This window comes from Nitrosomonas sp. Nm84, from assembly GCF_003201565.1.
In the GTDB taxonomy this organism is placed as follows: domain Bacteria; phylum Pseudomonadota; class Gammaproteobacteria; order Burkholderiales; family Nitrosomonadaceae; genus Nitrosomonas.
In genome coordinates this window covers 25,147-46,405 of record NZ_QJJP01000029.1, presented here as the reverse complement: position 1 = coordinate 46,405, position 21,259 = coordinate 25,147, and the positions used below count along the sequence as shown (strand labels likewise).

The 21,259-nt window shown below is 44.4% G+C and carries 25 protein-coding genes and 1 pseudogene; 17 read left to right on the top strand and 9 right to left on the bottom strand.

Features of this window, described 5'->3' with window-relative positions:
* Positions 1–110 precede the first annotated feature (110 nt).
* From C8R34_RS13365 to C8R34_RS13350, 4 genes and pseudogenes are all read right to left on the bottom strand, one after another.
* Positions 111–502 (bottom strand): annotated as a pseudogene (locus C8R34_RS13365) (recombinase family protein).
* A 182-nt stretch (positions 503–684) separates the two neighbouring features.
* Positions 685–1,071, bottom strand: a complete 387-nt coding sequence (locus C8R34_RS13360; protein WP_110341407.1) for a DUF5615 family PIN-like protein — start codon at positions 1,069–1,071, stop codon at positions 685–687.
* Positions 1,072–1,106: 35 nt separating this feature from the next.
* Positions 1,107–1,298 carry a DUF433 domain-containing protein gene (locus tag C8R34_RS13355; protein WP_110341405.1) on the bottom strand — a complete coding sequence of 64 codons (192 nt, stop codon included), beginning with the start codon at positions 1,296–1,298 and terminating at the stop codon, positions 1,107–1,109.
* Between the two features lie 199 nt (positions 1,299–1,497).
* Complete coding sequence (locus C8R34_RS13350; protein ID WP_110341403.1) at positions 1,498–2,691, bottom strand: ATP-binding protein; 1,194 nt, start codon at positions 2,689–2,691, stop codon at positions 1,498–1,500.
* 225 nt (positions 2,692–2,916) lie between these two features.
* On the opposite strand from C8R34_RS13350, the gene C8R34_RS13345 reads away from it, so the two are divergent.
* Entirely contained in the window at positions 2,917–3,141 is a 225-nt protein-coding gene (locus C8R34_RS13345) for an AbrB/MazE/SpoVT family DNA-binding domain-containing protein (protein WP_110341401.1), read from the top strand.
* Positions 3,141–3,545, top strand: a complete 405-nt coding sequence (locus tag C8R34_RS13340) for a type II toxin-antitoxin system VapC family toxin (protein WP_207896479.1) — start codon at positions 3,141–3,143, stop codon at positions 3,543–3,545. Before C8R34_RS13345 ends, C8R34_RS13340 begins: the two co-directional genes overlap by 1 nt.
* Before the next feature lie 365 nt (positions 3,546–3,910).
* Here the strand turns inward: C8R34_RS13340 and C8R34_RS13335 are convergent, their stop codons facing one another.
* Together C8R34_RS13335 and C8R34_RS13330 are read right to left on the bottom strand one after the other, a co-directional pair.
* Positions 3,911–4,231 (bottom strand): hypothetical protein, encoded by a 321-nt coding sequence (locus C8R34_RS13335; RefSeq protein WP_110341398.1) that lies wholly within the window; start codon positions 4,229–4,231, stop codon positions 3,911–3,913.
* A 19-nt stretch (positions 4,232–4,250) separates the two neighbouring features.
* Positions 4,251–4,883, bottom strand: a complete 633-nt coding sequence (locus C8R34_RS13330; protein ID WP_013646159.1) for an AAA family ATPase — start codon at positions 4,881–4,883, stop codon at positions 4,251–4,253.
* 328 nt (positions 4,884–5,211) lie between these two features.
* On the opposite strand from C8R34_RS13330, the gene C8R34_RS13325 reads away from it, so the two are divergent.
* Together C8R34_RS13325 and C8R34_RS13320 are read left to right on the top strand one after the other, a co-directional pair.
* Positions 5,212–5,406, top strand: a complete 195-nt coding sequence (locus C8R34_RS13325) for a type II toxin-antitoxin system VapB family antitoxin (RefSeq protein ID WP_110341396.1) — start codon at positions 5,212–5,214, stop codon at positions 5,404–5,406.
* Positions 5,403–5,801, top strand: a complete 399-nt coding sequence (locus tag C8R34_RS13320) for a PIN domain nuclease (protein WP_110341394.1) — start codon at positions 5,403–5,405, stop codon at positions 5,799–5,801. The genes C8R34_RS13325 and C8R34_RS13320 overlap by 4 nt, the downstream gene beginning before the upstream one ends.
* Positions 5,802–6,459: 658 nt before the next feature.
* Here the strand turns inward: C8R34_RS13320 and C8R34_RS13315 are convergent.
* Together C8R34_RS13315 and C8R34_RS13310 are read right to left on the bottom strand one after the other, a co-directional pair.
* Positions 6,460–6,825, bottom strand: a complete 366-nt coding sequence (locus C8R34_RS13315; RefSeq protein ID WP_110341392.1) for a KfrB domain-containing protein — start codon at positions 6,823–6,825, stop codon at positions 6,460–6,462.
* Positions 6,822–7,886 (bottom strand): ParB/RepB/Spo0J family partition protein, encoded by a 1,065-nt coding sequence (locus C8R34_RS13310; protein ID WP_110341390.1) that lies wholly within the window; start codon positions 7,884–7,886, stop codon positions 6,822–6,824. Before C8R34_RS13310 ends, C8R34_RS13315 begins: the two co-directional genes overlap by 4 nt.
* A 428-nt stretch (positions 7,887–8,314) precedes the next feature.
* Between C8R34_RS13310 and C8R34_RS13305 the strand changes: the two genes are divergently transcribed.
* The 13 genes from C8R34_RS13305 (at position 8,315) to C8R34_RS13245 (ending at position 19,279) form a co-directional block, all read left to right on the top strand.
* The gene (locus C8R34_RS13305; protein ID WP_103966883.1) at positions 8,315–8,677 is read left to right on the top strand and encodes a helix-turn-helix domain-containing protein; all 363 of its coding nucleotides are present in this window, start codon (positions 8,315–8,317) and stop codon (positions 8,675–8,677) included.
* An 82-nt stretch (positions 8,678–8,759) separates the two neighbouring features.
* Positions 8,760–9,719 carry a P-type conjugative transfer ATPase TrbB gene (gene trbB / locus C8R34_RS13300; RefSeq protein ID WP_110341388.1) on the top strand — a complete coding sequence of 320 codons (960 nt, stop codon included), beginning with the start codon at positions 8,760–8,762 and terminating at the stop codon, positions 9,717–9,719.
* A gap of 21 nt (positions 9,720–9,740) precedes the next feature.
* Positions 9,741–10,136, top strand: coding sequence for a TrbC/VirB2 family protein (locus C8R34_RS13295; protein ID WP_110341386.1), 396 nt, complete (start codon positions 9,741–9,743; stop codon positions 10,134–10,136).
* A 19-nt stretch (positions 10,137–10,155) separates the two neighbouring features.
* Positions 10,156–10,467, top strand: coding sequence for a conjugal transfer protein TrbD (locus C8R34_RS13290; RefSeq protein ID WP_110341384.1), 312 nt, complete (start codon positions 10,156–10,158; stop codon positions 10,465–10,467).
* Positions 10,464–13,001 carry a VirB4 family type IV secretion/conjugal transfer ATPase gene (locus tag C8R34_RS13285; protein WP_110341382.1) on the top strand — a complete coding sequence of 846 codons (2,538 nt, stop codon included), beginning with the start codon at positions 10,464–10,466 and terminating at the stop codon, positions 12,999–13,001. The genes C8R34_RS13290 and C8R34_RS13285 overlap by 4 nt, the downstream gene beginning before the upstream one ends.
* Positions 12,998–13,774, top strand: coding sequence for a VirB8/TrbF family protein (locus C8R34_RS13280; protein WP_110341380.1), 777 nt, complete (start codon positions 12,998–13,000; stop codon positions 13,772–13,774). Before C8R34_RS13285 ends, C8R34_RS13280 begins: the two co-directional genes overlap by 4 nt.
* A 14-nt stretch (positions 13,775–13,788) precedes the next feature.
* A complete protein-coding gene (trbG, locus tag C8R34_RS13275) occupies positions 13,789–14,715 on the top strand; it encodes a P-type conjugative transfer protein TrbG (protein WP_181415504.1) in 927 nt (308 codons plus the stop codon).
* Positions 14,716–14,717: 2 nt separating this feature from the next.
* Positions 14,718–15,215 (top strand): conjugal transfer protein TrbH, encoded by a 498-nt coding sequence (locus C8R34_RS13270; RefSeq protein WP_110341378.1) that lies wholly within the window; start codon positions 14,718–14,720, stop codon positions 15,213–15,215.
* Between the two features lie 12 nt (positions 15,216–15,227).
* Positions 15,228–16,640, top strand: coding sequence for a TrbI/VirB10 family protein (locus C8R34_RS13265; RefSeq protein ID WP_110341376.1), 1,413 nt, complete (start codon positions 15,228–15,230; stop codon positions 16,638–16,640).
* A gap of 17 nt (positions 16,641–16,657) precedes the next feature.
* Positions 16,658–17,458: a P-type conjugative transfer protein TrbJ gene (trbJ, locus tag C8R34_RS13260; protein ID WP_110341413.1), complete on the top strand. Its 801-nt coding sequence runs from the start codon at positions 16,658–16,660 to the stop codon at positions 17,456–17,458.
* 26 nt (positions 17,459–17,484) lie between these two features.
* Positions 17,485–17,685, top strand: a complete 201-nt coding sequence (locus C8R34_RS13255; RefSeq protein ID WP_110341374.1) for a hypothetical protein — start codon at positions 17,485–17,487, stop codon at positions 17,683–17,685.
* Positions 17,686–17,730: 45 nt separating this feature from the next.
* Positions 17,731–18,819: a P-type conjugative transfer protein TrbL gene (gene trbL, locus C8R34_RS13250; RefSeq protein WP_110341372.1), complete on the top strand. Its 1,089-nt coding sequence runs from the start codon at positions 17,731–17,733 to the stop codon at positions 18,817–18,819.
* 28 nt (positions 18,820–18,847) lie between these two features.
* Positions 18,848–19,279 (top strand): transglycosylase SLT domain-containing protein, encoded by a 432-nt coding sequence (locus C8R34_RS13245; RefSeq protein WP_258364505.1) that lies wholly within the window; start codon positions 18,848–18,850, stop codon positions 19,277–19,279.
* Positions 19,280–19,643: 364 nt separating this feature from the next.
* Here the strand turns inward: C8R34_RS13245 and merA are convergent, their stop codons facing one another.
* On the bottom strand, positions 19,644–21,248 hold the full coding sequence (gene merA, locus C8R34_RS13240) for a mercury(II) reductase (protein WP_375342130.1): 1,605 nt from the start codon (positions 21,246–21,248) through the stop codon (positions 19,644–19,646).
* Positions 21,249–21,259 lie beyond the last annotated feature (11 nt).

Genomic DNA, 21,259 nt, shown 5'->3' with positions numbered 1-21,259 from the left:
CCAGAGATTCTATTCTCTGTTAATTCTGCGCCTTCTTGATGTGTCGTTGTCGGTTTTCTGTCTTTCTCAGCTCTTTTGAGTTTCCCGACAAGCCCACGGTTATACCGAAGCTAGAATCTAGCAATCTTGGCTACATCCCGAGGCAACACTCCATTGGCCAAAAGTTTCTTGGCCGATTCGATCTTGCAGTCGGTCATTTAGTGTTTGCTTTCTACTATACGACCAAGTTGTCTGGCAACTTCCAATCCTGCACAGGTTCGCTCGATTGTAAGTTCACGTTCCATTTCAGCCAGCTAGCTAGCCATAACGTGGAAAAGAATCGGCCTGATGGGGTTCCTGTGTCGATGGCACCGGTATGGCTTCTAAACTTGATGCATTGCTTGTGCAACTTTCCAACCAGATCGACTAGATTTTTGACACTGCAACCAAGACAACCTAGTTTCCAAACAACGAGGATATCGCCTTCTCACAGTATTTCCAATGCTTTGGTCAATACTTCGATTTGAAGATCAAGGTTCTAATCCTGCGTCGATACGCGTGCATAACCAATTAGCATTTATCTACTTCAGGAAACGATACATAGATTTACCTTGAAACCCTTTGAGATAAAACAAAACATCATCATTGATACAAAACCACAGTACCCATGTCCCATTAAAAAGAGATTCTTTACGATTTGTAATGTTACGTTTCATCTAACGGCTTTATATGTAACGGCAGCAGACGCATCCTTGTACGATTGGGGTCAATGGTCAGCAGAGCACCGTCTTTCAATTCAGAGGTCATTTGCCGCAAGGCGGTGATGACCTGCAATCCAATAACGTTCGGGCTGACATCATCCGCTCGGATTTGAACAACGCTGGGTTTCTCGCCATGCGTGGCGGCAAGGATATCGCTGAAATCCAAATCATGAGTGAGGACTACATAGCTATTCGCTCTGGCGTAGCCCATAATTTCATTGTCTGGTGCGTTTTTCGCATCAAGTGCTGACCAATGTGCTGCTTTAATGCCAGCATCCTCTAACGAACCGACCCATCGTGGGGACAAGTTCATATCGACAAGCAGTTTCATGTGGAAACCAATATGACCTCGCGCTCTTCAGCTCGTCATGCAGCATAACGGAGCGCTTGCATAATGTCTTCGCGCTCAAGGTAGGGATAGTCGGCGAGTATTTCTTCGAAGCTATGTCCCGCTCCGATTTGTCCTACGATCATGCCGACAGTAACACGCATTCCACGAATACATGCCTTGCCGCCCATTACATTGGGTTGCTGGGTGATGCGGTTCAGTTGCACCATACTTCTTACTCCTTACTGAGACTCATGTCATAGTAGTGGATTAAGAATATAGTTTAAAAAGCTATTTGTGAGAATAGAAGCCCTTGATTCTGTGTAACGCAGAGATATCGGCAGTGCTTTGCGCCGCGCGGGAATCTTTACGGCATCCCTATAAAGAGTTTGAGACAACATTGTCTCTGCTCCAGAAACATAGGGGTGGTCAAATTTCATTGTTCTTTTTTTCTTTTAGAATATCCATAAAATCATATAGGGCTATGGCCGTAATATCATGCGGTAGTGGAAATCTGTCCTTTCCAGCATAAATGACAAACTTTTTTTGCGGCTTAATATCTTCGCAAGCCTCATGAAATCCACGTCCTAAGCTAAGAGATGTGCCTTTTTTAATTTCTATTGCCCATCTTTCATTAACACCAAATTCCAGGACAAGATCAATCTCAGCCCCGCCTGCCGTTCGATAGTAATATGACCTTACGCGAGGAGGTAAAACAGATGCTATATTTTCTATAACAAACCCTTCCCAGCTTTTTCCGACGACCGGATGACCTAGTAGATCATTATAAGAACCGATATTCAGCAGTGCATGAGTGATGCCACTATCACGCACATAGATTCTTGGCGATTTGACAAGGCGCTTTTTAATATTGGCCGTATAAGGTTGTATTTTACGGATTAGAAGTAGATCAACCAGAAGATCAATATAACGAGCTACTGTTACGCTTGAGACTTCGATATTGGATGCAAGCTTTGAGGTATTAATATTTGTTCCCTGGCTATGCGCCAGCATCGTCCAGAATCTTCCTAACGTTTCTGCAGGAATTCTTGGTCCCAATTGCGGAATATCCCGTTCAAGGTAGGTTCTGATGAAATCATAGCGCCAGTTCAAGCTGGTTTCGTCATTATTGGCCAACAGACTGTCAGGAAAACCTCCCTTTAACCAGAGATCATTTACGGCTTCGGAATGTTGAGCACTTTTTGTATATTCCAGGACATTAACCGGAAACATTTCGATATAAGAAATACGCCCGGCCAAAGTTTCGCTGGATTGTTTTAGCAGATCAATTGAAGCTGATCCTAAAAACAGGAACTGTCCTACCCTCTTTCCTTTTCTTCGTTGTTGATCAATTAGTCCACGGATCGGCGCAAAAATATCCGGTAATCGTTGTACTTCGTCTAAAATAATCAGTTTATCGCTGTTTTCTTTGTGAAAAGCTTCAATGTCCTGAGCTTTCTGAAGATCAATTCGGTTTTCAAGATCAAGATAAACAGATGGAATAGTATCCGCAATATTAATCGCAAGTGTTGTTTTTCCTACTTGACGTGGCCCCATAAGAGCCACAGACGAATTGGTTGCCAGAGCAGAACGAATTTTATCTTCAAGATGCCGTTTTATCATCTGCGCATATATAACATTAAATATTAAAATTGCATAGTTATTGCTCTGAAGTATAAAGACTGTTAGTGGATAATTATGCTACTAAAAACAGTATGCTACTGATATTGTTCTAAATCCCCTCCCCTCTTTTCCCATGTATACACGGATTACTTCTTTCGATTTGTATGTATATATTTAAAGTAAGCGTAATACTGGTAATATTCTTACTTTTAAGGAATTTAAATTATGCTCATTACATCAAAAGGTCAAATCACCATACCCAAGAAATATAGAGAAGCATTAGGTTTATTGCCTCATACGCATGTTGAGTTTGAATGTATTGGGGATGAATTACATATCAAGAAAGCAAAACAAATTGTTCGAGGTAAAAGAATGGTAGAAACGATGTCCGGAAAAAGTACTGTTTCTATGAGTACCGACGAAATTATGAAATTAACGCGTGGTGAATAATGCCTGTTTTAGTTGATAGTAATGTTATTCTGGATATCTTTACCAAGGATCCTAAATGGTTTGAATGGTCATCAGAGATGCTCGCAGATTTGGCCGAGCGAGAACTACTTTATATAAACCCCATTATTTATTCAGAAATCTCTATAAGCTTTGAGCGCATTGAAGAATTGGAGCAAGCAATACCGAATGATTATATTCATCGAGAAAACTTGCCTTATGAAGCAGCATTTTTAGCAGGAAAATGTTTCCTGAAATACCGTAAATCTGGTGGTGTTAAACATGCACCGCTTCCAGACTTTTATATTGGCGCACATGCGGCAGTGAGAGGATGGTGCATCCTTACTCGTGATAATGGTCGTTATCGAACTTATTTCCCCACAATACGTGTCATTTCGCCGTCATAGGAAGTCGCATATTTATTCGGTTCACATGTTTCTCTAAATTACGTTATAGTAATCATGCAGTACAGGCAGGGATGCCGATGACTGCAAACGGTGATACACCCCCCGCCGCTTGAAAAAATGGCGGGGTTTTCATGTTAATCAACATACAAAAATTACCAGGGAGAGGGTGAAATCACCATTGAAAAATTTTCCTCTAAGGATGAGAAAATCCGGCATTTAGTCGGAGAATTCTGGAATGATAACTGACTTATATCGGAATGGTTCGCTAAACTCTGCTGTTTCGGAAGATGGGACATGATCTTTATGGCTGACTATTTGAGTGCTGCCCGAATAGTATAATATTACGATATCTTAATATCAAGATATTATAAATTTATAACTTTTTCACCACGTGTTATTTCATCCACAGATGGCAATCCGCGCTGCTTGAGAAGTAGATCTAGCGCTTCAATAAATAAAGACTGAAAAGATGTTTTCTTGTGTCTTTCAGAGAAGACTAGTACATGTAACGCGTCATGAAGAAGAGGGTCGACATAAATCGGTATCGATTGTTTCTTCTTGATACTGGGTTTGGATTTCACAGTTTCATTGGTAGCGGCTACCGGCGCCGGGTTTAACTCCTGGGGATGTTCAATGTTATCATCGATAATTGTCGTAAGTCCTAAAGAAGCTTTTCTTTTACTCATACATTGTTCCTCTTGTCAGTTAAATCTGTTTTCCTAACCGATCTTCTTTGTTATATATATATTCAAAAATCGCAGCTATCTCCCCTGCCCCTTTATCGTTTGAGTCATATTCCTTGACGCTTAAATTATCAGCATAAGCACGTTTATAGCATTTACGTTCATAAGTTGGCGTGTTGCAAACAAGCCCAATTGCTGAAAGACTGTTTTTGGCTTCCTGTAAATCTTCACCACTAGCTGGGCAACGAGTAATAACAAAGGAAAATGGAATTTTAGAATTTTTTATAATTTCAACTGTAGGTAATGCACTTCTACAATCATCAAGTGATGGCTGGCACGGAATGATCGCAAAACTTGCTTTATCGATTGCTTCGGTGTGGATAAGCCCTTCTCTACCCGCAGTATCTATAATGATCAATTCAAATCCTTGTTTCTTTGCAGCTTCTAAATTCTCGATAACCTGGTTATAGAGACATTTAATTAAAAGTGGTTCTTCAGCTTCTCGGGCCTCCCACCATTTAGTTGCAGACTGTTGCGGATCGAGATCAATTAAAAGTGTTTTAAGGCCCCTGTTGCTACCTTCGACCGCTAGATTAGTTGCAAGAACGGTTTTACCAGCGCCGCCTTTCTGATTAGTAATAGTCCAGATTCTCATATCTATAAATCAAATATTATAATAGCAAAATATTAATATATCATAGAAGCATACTATAGTAATTTTATAATTTTTTAGTATTATAATGTCATAGAAATATAGTATAATATTGTAATAATAAAATATCAAAATATCAGAATATCAGAATATCATGATATTATAATATCTAAATAAGATGATATTCTTTATTCAGGATTATTAGTACTAAAAAGCATCAAAGACAGAACATGAAAGAACTACCAAATTCTTCGAGCCAGGAGTCAATGAACTATGAATAGGAAATATTCTTTGTGTATAATTCATTAAAAATATACACAATAAGGATTACATGAGAACGAATATTGTCATTGATGATAAGTTGATGGATGAAGTAATTAAATTAACAGGGGCAAAGACAAAAAAAGAAGCGGTTGAACTCGGTTTGTTAACCTTACTAAGGATTAAGAAGCAGGAAAGGATCAGGTGTTATCGGGGGAAATTAGCATGGGATGGAGATCTCAATGATATGAGAACTGATAGATGATAATTGTCGATACCAGCGTTTGGATCGATTTTTTTAACGGTAAAGTCACTGAGCAAACAGAGAGATTAGATTTTTTTCTGATAAGTTCGGTTATCGGAGTAGGGGACCTGATCCTCGCGGAACTGTTGCAAGGATTCAGAAATGATGATGATTACCAAGTTGCCCAATCCCTGTTGATAGAGCTTGAGTTAAAGCCTCTTTGCTCTGTAGAATTGGCGATAAAATCTGCTGAATACTATCGTATGTTAAGAAAGCGTGGCATTACTATTAGAAAAACTATCGATTGTCTCATTGCCACATACTGCATAGAAAATAAAGCAGCTCTACTTTTTTCTGATCGAGATTTCAATCCATGGGTTGAACATTTTCATTTGATTGATGCATCGTACTTGTAAAAGAAGCAACCGCCGCCCGAGGTTTAGTTCAGCAGGTCTGACCTTAATTTAATTGAGATATTCATTTCTAGTTTCGTTTTGCAAAAGGGATATCATAATATTATGAAGTTATGATATTATGCAATTATAATAACATAATATTATTTAATCTCGATATCCATTATCTAGCACTAAGATCAACATGGGAGTTAAGCTGCGTAGAAGCTTTACTTGAATACCAACCACCGAATTTTATTCAATTATTTGAAGGATAAAACCAGCTTTTCCCGAGTCCGAGTGCTGAGCAGCTTTAATTTCGCTCAGTAAGTTGGGTCTTTCAAGCGCAGAACTGCCAGAAAGTTTTAACACTCTAGCAATATCAGACATATAGACAGCTTTGCAAAATCGCTTAAATCTCTTATTTTAATTTCAGGATTTCATTTGTAGGCGATCGGAAATTTTGGCCCTTTTTTCTATAAATGAATTGGGAACAACTACTTTAAGCCGGTTATTTTCGGGAAAGGAGGTCCATATCCCTATGTTTGCGCGATGACTGGGCGGTTTAGAGTCTGAGCACCCTTTTTAAGTTATACGCCATAGCCAGTAGCATATGCCATACCAACATACCTGGCTGTTAATCAACATACAAAAAAACTATAGAATAGTTTTTCTTTTATGATTATATTTTGTGCATTTTTTTATTGCTAACAGCATCTACTTTAATCAGATTCAATTTCTCATGATTGTCGTACTGAATAGAAACATTCTTACCAATGGGTGGGGGAGAGCTAAAGGATTCCAGTTTGTGCGCTATAAAGTCTTTTCTTACTTGTTGATAAACAACACCTTCTTGCTTGTTGATAAAGAGAATTAAACCTTCATAGGCTTTATTTTCCGTTTCAGCTTTTTTTGCCAAATAAATATTATAGATACCTGGCTTGATACCTTCCTCAGCTTTCTTAATTAATCCGGTAGTTTTCCATTCATTTTCATTAAAATTCTGAAGGATTTTCTGCCCGTTCATGACTAAGAGACGTTGTTTCATTTGGATAAATTGAGATAGACTTCTTGAATGATCATTTCCAAGTCAAATTCTTTCTTGTTTACACCAAAAAAGAAGGCGGTCAGGTTAAAAGCACCGCGACCTGTTCCATCAAAGTCGCCGTCTTTCAATGAATATAAGATAGATTGAAAAAGATCCTTACACTTTCGACCGGCAATAAAGTAGACTTTAAGCGCATCGATAATCATTGTCTTTTGCGCATCAGATAGTTTTCTCATGATGTCTTTTGGTTGATGCGTTCTTTTCTTTAGACGTATATAAATATAGACCAGCAATTGATCGGCAGGGGATTTATGGCTGCGTTCTTTCTTTTCTGCTTTGATCTCAAGACTGTCTGTAGAGGGGTAGGGGGCTTGGCGGGTTAATTCATCCACAATTCCTTTTTCATCATCCTTTGATTCCAGGAATTTTCTAAACTGCTGTATTTTAGTGCGGGTAATGTCTTCTGGTCGGCTGTATTTCAACCAATCGACCAGTTCCAATGGATAGTTTTTGAATATCTTTTTAAGATTAAATATGGCTGCTATATCTGTCAAATTTCCGGAATTAAACAGCTCGGCAATAGGATCGGGTAAATCCATGGCCGCTGCATGTAATGACACATAGGAAGCCGATTTGCCAATGAATTTGCCTATTTGTTCATGGGTTTTACCAGCAGCAATCTCACGCCCGATATAATCAACGATTTCGCGTGATGTCAGATTATCCCGTTGCAAGTTTTCAACTACCTGATCCGCCAAACTGTAATCGGCATCAATATAGGCGGGTATTGATCTAAGTCCTGCATTTTTACTGGCGCGATATCTTCTGGCGCCATGATTGATAATATAGGTTCCGGGTTTGTCTGGATTGGGACGCACTGATATAGGGGTTTTTACACCTCGCAGTTTAATCGTTTCTGTTAATTCTGCGAGTGAAGCCGCATCAAAAGTTTTTCTAGGTTGAGCTGCATCTTCCATAATTAAATCAAGTGAAATCTGACTCGCGCCCAACACATCAGGCGCTTTATTCCTCTCATCGGATAAAGTTTTCTTACTTGTCATTGATTTAATTATTACTTTGTTTTAGAAGTAATTTCCTGAGTTATAGAATTCTGTGAAAATTAAGGGCAATATTTCATTACTATAATTCTTCTCAATTTAAGTGAATGGGGAATGTATCTTTTCAGATAAAGATGACTTGCTCAAAGCAAGAAAAGGAATAGACATAAACATTTGATAAAATACCCTCCAAAGTTAAACCATTGATCTTGTTATGAACTAGCCTGGAAACACAGCTAAGAATCATAGACGCCAAAAACATCGCAACCAGGCGATATTCTATCTGTTATAAATATTTATTTGACCGGGGAATTGTATATTTTATCCATGAACATGCATTATAACCTTAATACAATTATGTATATTAAAAATGATTATGAATTAAACCAAAAGACAAATACTTAACGGTTAAGGGAGCCGCAATTTACGATATGTATAATTTAATTCTAACAACAAACATTTTAAGAATTCTGCGCGAGAAGAAAATAACAAAAGCTGAGCTGGCAGAAAAAGCGGGTATTTCAATCTCTTTTATTACTGAACTGACCAATGATAAAGCCAATCCATCGCTCAGAGTCATAGAAGCGATTGCCAAGGCGCTGGATACGCCGCTGCCGCTATTGTTCGACAATTCGGATATGAGTACAGCAGAGCGAGCCTTATTAGCAGATGGCAGTGCTGGACATCTGGCTAAGGGATTTGTCTGGAAGGGCGCTGTATTGAGTGAGTTTCAGGCATTCCAGGTCGCGCAATGGGATCGCGAAAACCGCGAGATCATGAGGAAAATAAAATGAAACAATAAAAATATATTGCATAGTATTAATTATTATTATATCGTTGTATGCAATATTTATTTATTGCTGCACCGATATAACAATGTCCGACCACTCACCTAACATCACAACCGTTAAAGATCGGGCTAAAAGCAAGCTGGAGCGCGATGCACGGGAAATACTGTCTGCACTGCAAGATCCTCAGACGGTTGAAATCATGGTCAATGCCGATGGCCGGATTTGGCAGGAGAAGCTTGGTCAAAAGATACAACATATCGGAAATATCCAGGCTGCCCAGGTTGAAGCTGTCATCAAAACGGTAGCGGGTTTCCACGGCAAGGAAATCAATCGATTCAATCCAATTATTGAAGGTGAGTTTCCACTCGATAACTCACGCTTTGCCGGTCAATTACCCCCCATTGTTACAGCGCCCACTTTTGCCATCCGCAAAAAAGCCATCAGGATTTTTACGCTTGAGCAGTATGTGGAAACCGGCGTGCTATCGCCAAGGCACTGTGATGTCATTAAAGAGGCTGTGCGCAAGCACCGCAACATTTTAGTCATTGGTGGTACCGGGTCAGGTAAAACGACCTTGATCAACGCCATCATTAATGAAATGGTTCTCAATGATCCGGATGAGCGCATCTTTATCCTGGAGGATACCGGCGAGATTCAATGCGCTGCCCAGAATTTCGTCCAGTATCACACCACACTCGATGTCAACATGACGCAGTTGTTAAAAACAACATTGCGCATGCGTCCGGATCGCATTCTGGTGGGTGAGGTGAGAGGTGCAGAAGCCCTGGATTTGCTCGATGCCTGGAACACGGGGCATGAGGGGGGTGCCGCTACATTGCATGCCAATGATGCAATGTCAGGACTCACCCGTCTGGAATCCCTGATTTCACGTAATCCTTCAGCGCCTAAAGAGATCATGCCTTTGATCGCAGAGGCGGTTGATATGGTCGTGCATATCACGCGCGCACCACATGGCAGACAAATCCAACAAATCATTGAAGTACAAGGTTTTAAAAGAGGAAGTTATCAAATCAAAAAGCTGTAAATATTTCATAGGAGTCGAGCAATGAAGTTAATCACTATCAAGGGTATCTCTCCATTCGGTTGTATCTATTCATTCGCTGTCTTGTTTTTACTACTATTGTCTGCTGATCAAGCCCAAGCAACCGTTGGCGCAGGTGGAGCACTTCCCTATGAAACCTGGCTGGTGAGTCTCAGAAACTCCGTTACCGGCCCGGTAGCGTTTACCTTGTCGATCATCGGTATTGTGGTTGCAGGCGGCATTTTGATCTTTGGCGGTGAGCTTAATGCTTTTTTCCGCACCCTGATTTTTATCGTATTGGTGATGGCGTTACTCGTTGGAGCCAACAATGTGATGACTAATCTATTTCAGGGTGCGGTTATTCCGGGTGAAGCGCCAGGGACAATCTTAGAATCAGAAGAAAGCATCACTCTACGTTAGTTAAACAGGGGGGCTGACTATGGCACTTCGAACCATACCTATCCGTCAATCGGGAAACCGCCCCAACTTGTTTATGGGCGGTGACCGCGAACTCGTTATGTTTTCTATCCTGATTGCAGCCACATCCATCTTTGTGGCGATGGAAATCAAGGCCACGATCTTTGGCATAGCGCTGTGGTTTTTTGCACTGTTTGCACTGCGACTGATGGCTAAAAATGATCCGCAACTGCGTCATGTGTATCTGCGCCAGATTCAATACAAGAAATACTATCCGGCGCGAAGCACCCCTTTTTATGACAATAACCGTCAACAGGAAAAACAGCACCCATGATTGCCGCAATGACCATCCTCATCGCAATGTGTGGTGCTTTGCTGCTTCTGATGCTGTTCCTGCGTATTCGTGATGCTGGCAAAGAATTAAGGCTGGATCAACATCGATCAAAAGAAATGGGCTTTGCCGATTTGCTGGTGTATGCGGCGGTGGTGGAAGATGGCGTGATTGTCGGCAAGAATGGTGCATTGATGGCCGCATGGATATTCTTTGGTGATGATACGGCCAGCAGTACCGATATCGAGCGTGAACGCGTGTCGTTTCGGATTAACCAGGCATTATCCCGTTTGGGCAATGGCTGGATGATTCATGTCGATGCTATACGCAAACCGGCACAAGGTTACTCAGATAAAGCGTTATCCAATTATCCTGATCCAGTGACCGCTGCCATTGATCAGGAGCGGCGCAATCTGTTTGAACGTATCGGTACTATGTACGAGAGTTGTTTTATCGTATCACTGACCTATTTGCCGCCGATGTTGGCACAGCGCAAGTTCGTAGAACTCATGTTTGATGATGACACCCAGGCACCCGATCAAAAAGCCAGAACGCAAGGATTGCTGGAATATTTTCAGCGTGAATGTGCCAACTTTGAGTCCAGATTATCCAGCGTGTTTCATCTGTCACGCTTAAAAAGCCGCAAAATCGTCAATGAAGACAGTACAACCATCATCCATGATGATTTCTTACAGTGGCTGCAATTATGCATTACCGGCCTGGATCATCCAATGGTGTTACCTGCCAATCCCATGTATCTGGACACGCTGCTGAGTGGTCAGGAAATGTGGGGCGGGGTGGTACCTAAAATTGGTCGAAATTTCGTTCAGGTGGTTTCCATTGAAGGTTTTCCCTTGGAATCCTCACCAGGCATGTTAAATCTGCTAGCTGAGTTGCCGGGCGTGTACCGCTGGTCATCTCGGTTTATCTTTATGGATACACATGAGGCGGTCAATCATCTGGAGAAATACCGCAGACGCTGGAAACAAAAGATTCGCGGTTTTCTGGATCAGGTATTTAACCTGCAAAGCAGCAACATCGATGAGGACGCGCTCAATATGGTTGATGATGCGCAGTCTGCCATTGCTGAGACCAATAGCGGCATGGTGGGGCAGGGCTACTATACCAGCGTGGTTGTGCTGATGATGGAAGATCGGGCTGCGTTGGAAGAAGCCGGGCGAAAGGTAGAGAAAGCAATCAATCATCTGGGCTTTGCCGCACGGGTTGAGACGATCAATACGATGGATGCCTATCTGGGAAGCCTGCCCGGCCACGGTGTCGAGAATGTACGCAGACCACTCATCAATACCATGAATCTGGCTGATCTGTTGCCGGTCAATACCATTTGGACAGGCAAGCCAATAGCCCCTTGTCCAATGTATCCACCCAATTCACCACCCTTGATGCACTGTGTCACTCAAGGCGCTACCCCTTTCCGGCTGAATCTGCATGTACGTGATCTGGGACATACCTTCATGTTCGGACCTACAGGCGCGGGTAAATCCACGCACCTGGCGTTGATTGCCGCGCAATTGAGGCGCTACCAGGGCATGTCGATTTATTGCTTTGACAAGGGAATGTCGATGTATCCACTAACAAAAGCAGTGGGTGGCCAGCATTTCACAGTAGCAGGAGATGATGAATCACTGTCTTTCTGCCCATTACAGTTCTTGCAAACTAAAAGTGATCGTGCATGGGCGCTGGAATGGATTTGTTTGATGGTTGAACTCAACGGCATCACAGTCACCCCGTTACAGCGCAACGAAATCAGTCATGCCATTGCTAACATGCATCAAAGCGGCTCCAAAACCTTATCGGATTTTCTGGTGACGATTCAGGATGAAACCATCCGTGAAGCGCTTCGGCAATACACCATTGATGGCATGATGGGGCATTTACTCGATGCTGAAGCCGATGGATTGAATCTTTCATCATTTACCACCTTCGAGATCGAGGAATTGATGAATCTCGGTGATAAATACGCACTGCCCACGTTGTTGTATCTGTTTCGGCGCATTGAGAGAAGCCTCAAGGGCCAGCCTGCTGCCATCCTTCTGGATGAGGCATGGCTCATGCTCGGTCATCCGGTATTTCGTGCCAAGATTCGGGAATGGCTCAAAGTCATGCGTAAAAACAATTGTCTGGTGTTGATGGCAACCCAGAGTCTGTCGGACGCCGCAAACAGTGGCATTCTCGATGTCATTGTTGAGTCCACTGCCACCAAGATATTTCTACCTAACGTGTTTGCACGCGATGAGGAAGCATCAGCACTCTACCGGCGCATGGGTTTAAATTCACGCCAGATTGAGATTTTGGCTTCTGCCATTCCTAAAAAGCAATATTACACCGTGTCCGAGAACGGCAGGCGACTCTACGACCTGGCACTCGGGCCATTAGCGTTAGCTTTTGTGGGATCTACGGATAAGGAATCAATCGCAACTATCAAAAACCTGCATGACAAGTATGGAGACCGCTGGGTTATCGAGTGGTTGGCGATTAAAGGATTAACATTATCTGACTATGGAGTGGCTGGATGAGTGTAATCAGTGATTTTTTTAAAATAAGAATTGCCGGAAAAATTAAGTCGAACAAACAAATCCGTGAGGATCATGCATTCATGGAAGGTGGTCGCCGCTGCGGTGAAAATGAAAACCCCTATCTGTCAGCGCGGCGTACCTGGAATGATCATATGCGCGGGATTCAGGCTTCGCGCAATATGTGGCAAATGCTGGCCATTCTTTGCTTATTGATTGCGCTGGCAGGGGTAGGAGGAGTCATTGCTATCGGCAGTCAATCCAAATTCATCCCTTACGTGGTGCAGGTCAATAAACTGGGTGAGGCGGTAGCGGTTTCCCGTGCGGATATCGCTGCGGTGGCCGATCAGCGCGTAGTGCATGCATCAGTTGCCGCATTCATTAATGATTTGCGTATGGTGACCCCTGATATCGCCTTGCAGCGTCGCGCCATTTTTCGTGCGTATGCCATGCTGTCCAATAATGATCCGGCCACTGCAAAAGCCAATGAATGGTTCAACAGTAGTGAAGCCAGCAGTCCTTTCAAACGTGCTGAAACACAAACCGTCAATGTTGAAATCATATCGGTGATACCCCAATCACCGGAGACCTGGCAGGTCGACTGGCTGGAGAAAATCTATGATCGGCAAGGGCACTTAACCGAGCCGCCTTTCAAGATGCGTGCATTATTGAGAGTCTATAACAAGCCGACAACCCAAAGCACAACGGAAGAACAGATCCGCAATAACCCGCTGGGCATTTATATCCAGGATTTCTCCTGGTCGAAGCAGACATAAAGGGACCGCTCATCATGAAACCGTTACTCTTTTTAAGTACCCCAAGTATCTTGGGCACGCTGAGCATGTTGATTTTGTCCATTCGACTGGTTACTCCAGGCTATGCCAATGGTTTGTCGGATGCGTATTTCACCGATAAGAATCCCCAACTGACGCCACAAGAGCGTGCCGCTATTGATCTGGCCAAGAAATGGCAAGCAGTCAATCCTAGCGGCACAAAACCGGTTGCGGGGCCGGATGGGTCAATCCGTTTTCTGTTCGGTTCACAACAGCCCAGCATCGTGTGTGCAGTATTGCAGGTATGCGATATTGAATTGCAGCCGGGAGAACAGGTGAATTCCATCCATCTGGGCGATCAGGCGCGTTGGCTGGTTGAACCGGCCGTGACAGGGCAGGGGGCTCTAGAGGTACAACATTTAATTATAAAACCCTTGGATGTGGGTCTGGAAACATCCCTGGTGGTGACTACCAACCGGCGCACGTATCACATGCGATTGCGATCTCACCGGCGCGATTTCATGCCGAGAGTGGGCTTTACTTATCCTGAGGATGCGATTGCCAAATGGGATGCCATCAAGACCCGGGAAAGTCATGCTATGGATGTGAGACGCTCACGCACCCTGCCTGGAACCGGAGAATATCTTGGCAACTTGGACTTCGCCTATTCTGTTGCCGGAGATGCTGCCTGGAAGCCGTTGCGTGTCTATAACGATGGTCAAAAAACCATCATACAGATGCCTGCCATCATGGCGCAGACAGAAGCACCGACTTTGTTACTATTGAACAAGGAAGGCGGCATTTTTAGCGATGATGAGACGGTCATAGTGAATTACCGCTTACAGGGTGATCGCTATATCGTGGATGCCGTGTTTGACAAGGCAATTCTTGTTGCTGGAGTGGGCGGCAATCAAAGCCGGGTGACGATTTCAAGGGGGAATTGATCATGCGATCCAATAGTTTAATTATCATTTTGTTATTGCTTCTGAGCGGCTGTGCTACGCAACCCTATGGCAGTTTTATTCAAAATCCTTCAACCATATACAGCAAAGTCATGGCCGATGAAGTGACAGCACAAATAGTGCGTCTGTATCCGGCTGCAAACACGCAATTTAATCTGCGTCATACAGTCAATGACCCGTTTGGTCATGCCTTGATAGAGAATCTGCGCGTTGCAGGGTTTGCGGTTCAGGAGAGAATCGATTCGGATAATTCCCTTTTTGTTTCAAAAATTCTGATGGGCGACAGCCTTCCGGGCATCGCTATTAATCACCAGGAGGATGGTGCCAGTCAACCGACAGGATTGGCCTTGAGTTACATAATTGACCAATCGGGTGATTTGTATCATGTCAATATTACGATTGACGATACGCGCTTGTCACGTGCATTTGTGGCACAGGCCGACAGTGTTCATCCTGCCGGTCTTTGGGTAAGAAAAGAATAAGGGGGTAGGTAGATGTCGACCAATTCAAAACTCTTATCACCCGATTCGTCACCGGATGTAGTCGCAAGAAGCGCCGGTGTGCGGCGCGTTAATAACCTTCCGATTGTAATTTTTGGCGCGATTATGCTGATATTCATGCTGCTTATGATGATCGTCGCTATGAATCGCGCAGCTGAGCGAGGTCAAAATGATTCTGATGTGAATGGCGATATTCAGTCGAGCAATTCCTTTGCTTCACTCATTGCCAAAGACTATATCGGCGGCATCATAGAGCCTAAAGCCCAATCTGTAACTTCAGATTCAGTTGCAAAATCACCCATTCAGGGAATCATTATCGAGCGGCCATCGGATCTGGATAAACCGCCTCTGCCGCCATCCCTGAATGCAGTTACTGATCCCTCGCATCATGCTGACATCGAGCATATTCGGATGTTGAAACGCCAGCAACTGGAAGAAGCGATCAAGGCCAAAACAAATGTGAATGTGATTGCACCCAGAAGTACAGGATCATCGCCGGATTTAACCAACACTGGTGCACCTAAAACGCGCGAGGAAATGTTGGCTAAATTGGCATCAGTGCGTCAACAGATAGATGCAAATCTGCGTGAAGATCCAACGGCTGCCTATCATGCGCGTCTGGCGCGGTTGAGACAGGATGGGGAATCAAGTGTAGCGGGAGGAATGGGAGCGGGTAGGGGTGATGAATTCATGAACGATGGCGCCCCTCGTTTGCTGGATGATGATGTTGGCAGACAGACTCAGGATTATTCTCGTTTTGATTCGGCAAAAGGGGATGCACGCTGGAATCTGGATAGTGAAGTCAAAAAACCTCCTACACCGTATGTCTTGCAAACTGGGTTTGTCATACCGGCAACCTTGATATCCGGTATTAATTCCAGTCTGCCGGGCCAGATCATGGCACAGGTGAGTCAGCATATTTATGATTCTCCGATAGGTAAATGGCGCTTGATTCCACAAGGCTCGAGATTGGTGGGTACTTATTCCAGCGAAGTGGAGTTTGGTCAGGCACGTGTGTTGGTCGCCTGGCAGCGCATCATCTTTCCGGATGGCAAGACCATGGATATTGGTGCCATGCCGGGTGCTGATGGGGTGGGTTATGCTGGTTTTAAAGATCAGGTCAATAACCATTATCTGCGCATCTTTGGTTCAGCCCTGATAATGTCGGCCATTGTGGCCGGTTCAACATACAGCCAGCGTGACTCAGGAGGTGCGTTCGGGCGGCAGAATGCCGGTAGCATCATGAGCCAATCGCTGGGTCAGCAATTGGGATTGGTAACAGCCAATTTGATTCGCAAAAACCTGAATATCTCGCCCACCCTTGAGATCAGGCCGGGGTATCGCTTTAACATCATCGTTACCAAAGACATGAAGTTTTCTAAACCCTATCAGTCGTTTGATTATTAATGCCGGAGCATTCAATTATGGTAAATAGTAAAAATCTAGCTATTCAGTGGATCACAATATTATTAAGCCTGGGTATTTTAAGCTATTCCTCAATCAATAAAGCCGGTGGAATGGCTGTCATAGATATGGCAAATGTAAAACAATCCACCATTACAGCGATTGAAGCAATCAATCAAACTGAAAAGCAAATTGAGCAATACAGAACCCAGTTGCAGCAGTATGAAAACATGATTCGCAATACTTTGGCACCACCTGCTTATGTATGGGCGAAGGTAGAATACACCATGACTAAGCTAATCAATTTATCCAATTCCATACGGTATTATGAACAACAATATGGAGGTCTAGACAGCTACATGCAACGGTTTCGCAATGTTGAATATTACCGTAGCTCATCTTGCTTCACTTTAGAGGAAAAATGTAGCGATTCCGCCTGGAAACTATTAAAGGATGGACAAAACACGAGCACAGACTCACAAAAACATGCTAATGATTCCCTTTTACGAGGGCTGAGTGAACATCAAAATCAGATTCCTCTGGATGCGGCTCATTTGCAACTTTTACAACAAAAAACTCAATCAGCTCAAGGGCAAATGGAAGCTTTTCAGTATGCCAATCAATTGGCCGCCTATCAAGCGAATCAGCTATTACAAATGCGTCAAATGCTGATAGCTCAGCACAATGCTTTCAATACAAAAAATCAGGCTGAGGTAGATCTGAAGGCCATGCAGCAGGCCGCACGTGAGGCAGCAACCAAGCGATTGAGTCCTGAAATATTGCCTGCTGGTAGAAATTGGTCTGTAAGAGACGCTTTTTAAAACACTAAATCGAAGGAGAAAAAACAATGAAAAAGAGTGATTTGAGTATTGCAGTGATCTGTTTATCGTCTTTGTTGTTGTCAGGCTGTTATAAGGATGGCGATGGCAAGCTTGAACTGAAAGAGCCTAAGAAGGAATTAAGTGAAATGCCGCCTGGAATTAGATGGACTATTAACGGGCCAGTAGATGAATCGGGAAATCCAGTTGAATTAGAGAAAGCAAAATAGTTATTGACCTAAAATATTTGCCGGAAGAATTGGGAGATCAAGTCTATGTACAAAGTATTGTGTATTTTATTAAGTACTTTGCTTCTGATATTACTTTCCACGAAGGCATCAGCTGAGTTGGCATATGTTGATCCAGTAACTAATCAGAGTGTTCTGGATCAAGTCGTCCAAAAGTTTTGGACAAAGGTTAAGAGTTGGCATACTGTTATTCAGTCTGCAGCTGAGCGATTGTTCTGGTCTCTGGTATTGATTTCAATGGTGTGGACATTTGGCATGATGCTGTTACGCAAGGCCGATATTGGTGATTTCTTCGCCGAATTCACTCGTTTCGTTATCTTCACAGGTTTTTATTTCTGGCTGCTGACTAATGCCGTATCGGGTCACAATATTGCGGGCACTATTATAGACTCTATGCAGCAATTAGGCGGCACTGCCGCCGGTTTGCCGAGTGGTGCGAGTCATGCCAGTATTATGCATACAGGGATTTTAATCTGGAACCAGGCAACGAAGAGCGTTACATTCATGCAACCTATAGATAGTTTGATGGGTTTTATCATTTCTTTAATAATTTTAATTATTCTGACAGTAATAGCAGTCAACATGCTGCTCTTGTTGATATCAGGATGGGTGTTAATGTATGCAGGTATCTTCTTTTTAGGTTTTGGTGGCGCACGCTGGACATCCGACATCGCCATAAACTACTTTAAAACGGTTTTGGGTATTGGAATACAGTTATTTGTGATGCTCCTGATCGTTGGTATTGGCAGTGATCTGTTATCCAGTTTTTACGCCAAAATGGGTAAAAATGTTATGAATTATGAAGAACTGGCGGTTATGCTGATTTTTACGATTGCATTTTTTGTGTTGATTTCCAGATTACCATCGTTACTGGCTGGCATTATAACGGGTAGTAGCATAGGCTCGAGCGCTGGAATTGGCAGCTATGGCGCCGGTGGTTTTATGGCAGCGGCAGGTACTGCTGCAGCCGTTGCATCTTATGGTGGATCACTGGCAGCCGGTCGGCTAGCAGCGGCAAGAAGTTCGGGGCCGGATGCTTTACGCAGCGCTATCGAAAAGGGTCAGGCTCAGGAATCTGCGGGTATGAACAATATTTCGCAAGGAGGGGGCAAATAATGAATAAGGTATTTAAGCGATTCGTTTGATGATGGATTTGCCACCAGATATGCAGGAAAGAGTGGTGTGCTCAATTACAGCCGCCATCAAGTATGAAATACCCGCCAATATTTTACTAGCGATAGCCGAAAAGGAGAGTGGAAAACCGGGCCAATGGGTGCGTAACAGTAACGGTACTCACGATGTTGGCTCGATGCAGTTTAATACCTCATATCTTCAAGATTTATCCAAATATGGCATCACGCCTGATCATGTAGCAAATCCAGGTTGTTATTCCTATGATTTGGCCGCATGGCGCGTGCGTCTGCATATCAAGAATGATAGAGGCGACATCTGGACAAAGGCGGCCAATTATCATTCACGGACTCCAAAATATAATTTAATATATCGCGCTGATCTGATGGTCAGAGCCGCTAAATGGGCTGACTGGCTAGAAAAGCTTTATCACGGAAAACAATAAAATACCTGGCGTTTATATGAATTAAGCCAGTTCTATGCGTTATCCACAAATTCCGTGGAAAAGGTTGTGAATAATAGACTTATGTTAATTACCTATGCCTTAATTAAGACCGTAATTAGCTTAACCTTAACGGGACCTGGCACTTCGAGTGCATTGCAGTGATCAGGTGCTATTTAGCGAATTCCATCAGGGATAGGAGTAAGTTCTCCAAGAAAAATCCGAATGTATGGCTGCAATCTAAATCAGTTCATCATCAAAAATTGAATGCTTTGCAAATTGTGGGCGTCCATGTACGGTCTCTTATTACTTAAAGCTATTTATACGGAATACTGTGTAGACATTCATCGAATACCTGTTTTTTTCCTCACCCGGCGCAGCAGGAAAGCTGTTTCACATCCTTGGAGAAGGTCTGCGCCGCGAGCTTCAATCCCTCAACCATCGTCAGGTAGGGGAACAATTGGTCAGCCAGTTCCTGCACCGTCATATGTGCCCGGATAGCGAGTGCAGCCGTCTGGATCAGTTCTCCTGCTTCCGGGGTCACCGCTTGTACGCCGATCAAACGGCCCGAGCCTGCATCGGCGACCAGTTTGATGAAGCCGCGTGTGTCGAAATTGGCAAGCGCGCGTGGTACGTTGTCCAGCGTGAGTGTGCGGCTGTCTGTCTCAATGCCTTTCAAATGCGCCTCCGCCTCTGAGTAACCTAAGGTTGCCACTTGCGGATCTGTGAATACTACGGCAGGCATGGTGGTCAGGTCGAGCACCGCTTTGCCGCCGGTCATATTGATGGCCGCGCGCGTCCCTGCCGCTGCCGCCACATAGACAAATTGCGGCTGGTCGGTGCAGTCGCCAGCAGCGTAGATATGTGGACTGCTCGTGCGCATAGCCTTATCGATGACAATAGCGCCTTGGCAATTATCGGTCACACCTGCCGCCTCCAGTGCCAAGTCGTGCGTGTTCGCTGCGCGGCCAGTGGCGATCAGCAGCTTGTCGGCGGAAACGATGCCGTGCCCCGTGGTCAGTACGAATTCACCATTTACATAAGCGACATGGCTGGCTTGTGTGTGTTCCAGCACTATGATCCCTTCAGTACGGAAAGCATCTGTGATGGTCTCGCCGATAGCCGGATCTTCGCGGAAGAACAGCGTGCTGCGTGCCAGGATCGTGACCTGGCTGCCCAACCGGGCGAAGGCTTGTGCCAGCTCGACCGCCACCACCGACGAGCCGATCACGGCCAGACGTTCGGGAATGGTGTCGCTGATCAAGGCTTCAGTCGAAGTCCAGTACGGTGTCTCCTTCAGGCCGGGAATGGGCGGCAGCGCCGGGCTGGCGCCGGTGGCAATCAGGCAGCGATCGAACGTCACTTCGCGCTCGCCGCCATCGTTCAACCGGACGGTGAGGCTATGGCTGTCCTTGAAACGGGCTTCACCACGTAGTACGGTGATAGCCGGATTGTCATCCAGGATACCTTCGTACTTGGCGTGGCGCAGCTCATCGACGCGGGCCTGCTGCTGGGCCAGCAGTTTGCTGCGCTGAATCGAGGGCTCGGTCGTTGCGATGCCGTCGTCGAATGGACTTTCACGGCGCAGATGGGCGATGTGGGCGGCGCGGATCATGATCTTGGACGGCACGCAGCCGATATTGACGCAGGTGCCGCCGATGATGCCGCGCTCAATCAATGTGACTTGAGCGCCTTGCTCGACGGCCTTTAGCGCGGCCGCCATCGCCGCGCCGCCGCTACCGATGATTGCAACGTGCAAGTGATTGTCTGTTTTATCAAGCGCTGCTGTACTTTTATAGGAGATCGCCTGATAGCCTAGTGCCGTGACAGCTGCAATCAGTGCCTCCGGTGAGGTATTTGGCTCGGTATCCAGTTGCACTGTTCCCTTGAGGTAGGACACAACGGCTGATTTAACACCGGACACGTTTACCAGTGCTTGTTTGATATGTGATGCGCAAGATTCGCAGGTCATGCCATCTACTT

What these genes read in the sequence shown, in the direction of transcription:
- C8R34_RS13360 (WP_110341407.1), bottom strand. Translation starts at nt 1,071, where the DNA reads ATGAAACTGCTTGTCGATATGAACTTGTCCCCACGATGGGTCGGTTCG.
- C8R34_RS13355 (WP_110341405.1), bottom strand. Translation starts at nt 1,298, where the DNA reads ATGGTGCAACTGAACCGCATCACCCAGCAACCCAATGTAATGGGCGGC.
- C8R34_RS13350 (WP_110341403.1), bottom strand. Translation starts at nt 2,691, where the DNA reads ATGATAAAACGGCATCTTGAAGATAAAATTCGTTCTGCTCTGGCAACC.
- C8R34_RS13345 (WP_110341401.1), top strand. Translation starts at nt 2,917, where the DNA reads ATGCTCATTACATCAAAAGGTCAAATCACCATACCCAAGAAATATAGA.
- C8R34_RS13340 (WP_207896479.1), top strand. Translation starts at nt 3,141, where the DNA reads ATGCCTGTTTTAGTTGATAGTAATGTTATTCTGGATATCTTTACCAAG.
- C8R34_RS13335 (WP_110341398.1), bottom strand. Translation starts at nt 4,231, where the DNA reads ATGAGTAAAAGAAAAGCTTCTTTAGGACTTACGACAATTATCGATGAT.
- C8R34_RS13330 (WP_013646159.1), bottom strand. Translation starts at nt 4,883, where the DNA reads ATGAGAATCTGGACTATTACTAATCAGAAAGGCGGCGCTGGTAAAACC.
- C8R34_RS13325 (WP_110341396.1), top strand. Translation starts at nt 5,212, where the DNA reads ATGAGAACGAATATTGTCATTGATGATAAGTTGATGGATGAAGTAATT.
- C8R34_RS13320 (WP_110341394.1), top strand. Translation starts at nt 5,403, where the DNA reads ATGATAATTGTCGATACCAGCGTTTGGATCGATTTTTTTAACGGTAAA.
- C8R34_RS13315 (WP_110341392.1), bottom strand. Translation starts at nt 6,825, where the DNA reads ATGAAACAACGTCTCTTAGTCATGAACGGGCAGAAAATCCTTCAGAAT.
- C8R34_RS13310 (WP_110341390.1), bottom strand. Translation starts at nt 7,886, where the DNA reads ATGACAAGTAAGAAAACTTTATCCGATGAGAGGAATAAAGCGCCTGAT.
- C8R34_RS13305 (WP_103966883.1), top strand. Translation starts at nt 8,315, where the DNA reads ATGTATAATTTAATTCTAACAACAAACATTTTAAGAATTCTGCGCGAG.
- trbB (WP_110341388.1), top strand. Translation starts at nt 8,760, where the DNA reads ATGTCCGACCACTCACCTAACATCACAACCGTTAAAGATCGGGCTAAA.
- C8R34_RS13295 (WP_110341386.1), top strand. Translation starts at nt 9,741, where the DNA reads ATGAAGTTAATCACTATCAAGGGTATCTCTCCATTCGGTTGTATCTAT.
- C8R34_RS13290 (WP_110341384.1), top strand. Translation starts at nt 10,156, where the DNA reads ATGGCACTTCGAACCATACCTATCCGTCAATCGGGAAACCGCCCCAAC.
- C8R34_RS13285 (WP_110341382.1), top strand. Translation starts at nt 10,464, where the DNA reads ATGATTGCCGCAATGACCATCCTCATCGCAATGTGTGGTGCTTTGCTG.
- C8R34_RS13280 (WP_110341380.1), top strand. Translation starts at nt 12,998, where the DNA reads ATGAGTGTAATCAGTGATTTTTTTAAAATAAGAATTGCCGGAAAAATT.
- trbG (WP_181415504.1), top strand. Translation starts at nt 13,789, where the DNA reads ATGAAACCGTTACTCTTTTTAAGTACCCCAAGTATCTTGGGCACGCTG.
- C8R34_RS13270 (WP_110341378.1), top strand. Translation starts at nt 14,718, where the DNA reads ATGCGATCCAATAGTTTAATTATCATTTTGTTATTGCTTCTGAGCGGC.
- C8R34_RS13265 (WP_110341376.1), top strand. Translation starts at nt 15,228, where the DNA reads ATGTCGACCAATTCAAAACTCTTATCACCCGATTCGTCACCGGATGTA.
- trbJ (WP_110341413.1), top strand. Translation starts at nt 16,658, where the DNA reads ATGGTAAATAGTAAAAATCTAGCTATTCAGTGGATCACAATATTATTA.
- C8R34_RS13255 (WP_110341374.1), top strand. Translation starts at nt 17,485, where the DNA reads ATGAAAAAGAGTGATTTGAGTATTGCAGTGATCTGTTTATCGTCTTTG.
- trbL (WP_110341372.1), top strand. Translation starts at nt 17,731, where the DNA reads ATGTACAAAGTATTGTGTATTTTATTAAGTACTTTGCTTCTGATATTA.
- C8R34_RS13245 (WP_258364505.1), top strand. Translation starts at nt 18,848, where the DNA reads ATGATGGATTTGCCACCAGATATGCAGGAAAGAGTGGTGTGCTCAATT.
- merA (WP_375342130.1), bottom strand. Translation starts at nt 21,248, where the DNA reads ATGACCTGCGAATCTTGCGCATCACATATCAAACAAGCACTGGTAAAC.